Genomic DNA, 2,604 nt, shown 5'->3' on the forward strand with positions numbered 1-2,604 from the left:
CCGGCGCGTCCGGCCGGCAGCCGCTGCGCATCGGCGCGCTCGCCCGCGACCTGGGGGTGCGGACCTCGGCCCTGCGCGTGTGGGAGGCGGCGGAGCTGCTGACGCCGCGCCGCGAACCCGGCACCGGTTACCGCCTCTACGGCCCGGCCGACGTCCGCGACGCCCGCATGATCTTCATGCTGCGGCAGGCCGGCCACTCCTTCGAGGAGATCAGGCCCGTCCTGGGGGGCCTGCGCCGCACCGGCAGCAGCGCGGCCCTGCGCGCCGCCATCGCCCGCCGCCACCGGGAGCTGTCCGGCCACACCACCGCCCTGCTGGCCGGGGCCGCGCACCTGCACGCCTATCTGGGCGGCGGCTGCCCAGGTGGCTGCCCAGGTGGCTGCCCGGGTGGCTGCCCGGGCGGCTGCCCGGGCGACGACCGGGACCAGGCCCTCGCCGGTCAGGTCCCTGGGGAGGCCCTCGGGGAGGAGGTCAGGCTCTCGTGTAGGTCAGATCCAGCACGCCGGTGCCGGACGTCGCGGACCTGGCCAGCGTGAGCGGGATGTGCCCGAGGCCCTTCTCGAACAGCCGCCGCCCGGTGCCGATGATCACGGGGTCCATCAGCAGGTGCAGCTCGTCCAGCAGGCCCTCGCGCAGCAGCGCCTCCACCAGTGACGGGCTGCCGCTCATGCCGATGTCGCCGCCGGGCTCCTCCTTGAGCGCGGCCACCTGGTCCAGGGTGATGACCGTGGTGTTCTGCCAGGCGGGGTCGGTCAGGGTGGAGGACACCACGTACTTGGCGCGGCCGTTCATCAGGGCGGCCAGCGGGTCGTCCGGATCCTGCTGAGGCCAGTGGGGGGCGAACTCCTCGTAGGTGCGCCGGCCCAGCAGCATGACCTCGCTGCGCCGCAGAAGGGCGAAGACGGACCGCTCCACGTCCTCGTCGAGGTACGGGAAGTGCCACTTCTCCGGCGCCTCGACGACGCCGTCGAGCGACATGAACAGGCCGGCGATGATCTTCCGCATCATGACTCCTCGTTGTCGGGGTGAGGTCCACCGTCCCACCGACAAATAAATTTGTCAAGCGCGGCAGCAGGTCACCCCGTACGGTGAGATATCCAGAAAAATCAGGAACCGAGGAAGCGGAGGATCGCCAGCACCCGCCGGCTGTAACCCGTGACGTGCGCCAGGTCGAGCTTGCCGAACAGCGCGTTCACGTGCTTCTCCACCGCGCTGCGCGACACGTGCAGCGCGGTCGCGATCGAGGCGTTCGTCAGCCCCTGCGCCATCAGCTCCAGCACCTCGCGCTCCCGCGGCGTCAGCCTGGCCAGCGGATCCACCTGACTGGTGCGGGCCAGCAACTGGCGCACCACCTCCGGATCGAACGCCGCTCCCCCCGCGCCCACCCGGTCCAGCGCGTCCAGGAAGTCCGCCACCTGCGCCACCCGGTCCTTCAGCAGGTAGCCCACGCCCGACACGTCCGAGCTCATCAGCTCGCTCGCGTACCGCTTCTCCACGTACTGCGACAGCACCAGCACCTTCACCCCCGGCCAGCGGCGCCTGATCTCCAGGGCCGCGCGCAGCCCCTCGTCGGTGTGCGTGGGCGGCATCCGCACGTCCACCACCACCGCGTCCGGCGGCCGCGCCGCCACGGCCGCCACCAGGTCCTCGCCGTCGCCCACCGCCGCGAGGACCTCATGGCCCTCCTCCAGCAGCAGCCGCACCAGCCCCTCGCGCAGCAGCGTGGAGTCCTCCGCCAGGATCACCCGCACGGCAGCTCGGCCCTGACCACCGTCGGCCCGCCCGCCGGGCTGTCCACCTCGAACGCCCCGTCCAGCGCCGCCACCCGGCGCCGCAGCCCCGACAGCCCGCCGCCGGACCCGCTCGCCCCGCCCGCGCCGTCGTCGCGCACCCGCACCACCAGCACCGGGCCCTCCCGTCTCACCCCGACCTCGACCCGGCAGGAGCCCGCGTGCTTGTTGGCGTTCGTCACCGCCTCGCACACCACGAAGTACGCCGCCGTCTCCACCGCCGACGGCGGGCGCCCGGCCAGCTCGCACGCCACGGTGACCGGCACGGCCGACCGCTCGGCCACCCCGGCCAGCGCCTCGCCCAGCCCGAGCGCGTCCAGGCCGCTCGGGTACACCCGCCAGGCCACCTCGCGCAGCTCGGCCAGCGCCCGCTGCGCCTCCGCGTGCGCCTGGTCCATCAGCTCCGGGTGGCCGCGCCGGGCGCGGCCGATCAGCATCGACAGCGCCACCAGCCGCTGCTGCAGCCCGTCGTGCAGGTCACGCTCGATCCGGCGCCGCTCGGAGTCGACCGCCGCCACGATCCCGGCCCGGCTCTCCGACAGCTCGGCGATCCGGCGTTCCAGCTCCTCGGCGCGGTCGGGCCCGAGCATCCGGCGGGCCAGCTCCCGCTCCAGCACGTGCACGCCCGCGATGCCCGACAGCACCAGGAACAGCAGGACGAGCCCCGCCACGGCGATGTACGCCACGATCGGCGCCGTCGGCGTCATCCCGTCGAACGTCTCCCCCGACGCCCACGCCGCCGCCAGCCGCACCCCCGTACCGGCTCCGACGGCGAGCAGCAGCACCACCACGCCGCCCAGCACCCCGACGGGCG

General features: G+C 74.1%; 4 protein-coding genes. 1 reads left to right on the forward strand and 3 read right to left on the reverse strand.

Annotated elements, in window-relative coordinates:
• Positions 1–536, forward strand: a 536-nt coding sequence (locus OUY22_RS36460; RefSeq protein ID WP_270159882.1) for a MerR family transcriptional regulator, incomplete at its 5' end; no start/stop codon positions are given.
• Here the strand turns inward: OUY22_RS36460 and OUY22_RS36465 are convergent.
• From OUY22_RS36465 to OUY22_RS36475, 3 genes are all read right to left on the reverse strand, one after another.
• Positions 472–1,008 (reverse strand): dihydrofolate reductase family protein, encoded by a 537-nt coding sequence (locus OUY22_RS36465; protein ID WP_270159883.1) that lies wholly within the window; start codon positions 1,006–1,008, stop codon positions 472–474. The genes OUY22_RS36460 and OUY22_RS36465 overlap by 65 nt on opposite strands.
• Before the next feature lie 98 nt (positions 1,009–1,106).
• On the reverse strand, positions 1,107–1,751 hold the full coding sequence (locus tag OUY22_RS36470) for a response regulator (protein ID WP_270159884.1): 645 nt from the start codon (positions 1,749–1,751) through the stop codon (positions 1,107–1,109).
• Positions 1,742–2,604, reverse strand: an 863-nt coding sequence (locus OUY22_RS36475) for a sensor histidine kinase (RefSeq protein ID WP_270159885.1), incomplete at its 5' end; no start/stop codon positions are given. The genes OUY22_RS36475 and OUY22_RS36470, both read right to left, overlap by 10 nt.

The sequence above is a fragment of the Nonomuraea corallina genome (assembly GCF_027620315.1).
Taxonomy (GTDB): Bacteria; Actinomycetota; Actinomycetes; order Streptosporangiales; family Streptosporangiaceae; genus Nonomuraea; species Nonomuraea corallina.

Coding starts and splice junctions, on each gene's coding strand:
- OUY22_RS36465 (WP_270159883.1), bottom strand. CDS start 1,008: ATGATGCGGAAGATCATCGCCGGCCTGTTCATGTCGCTCGACGGCGTC.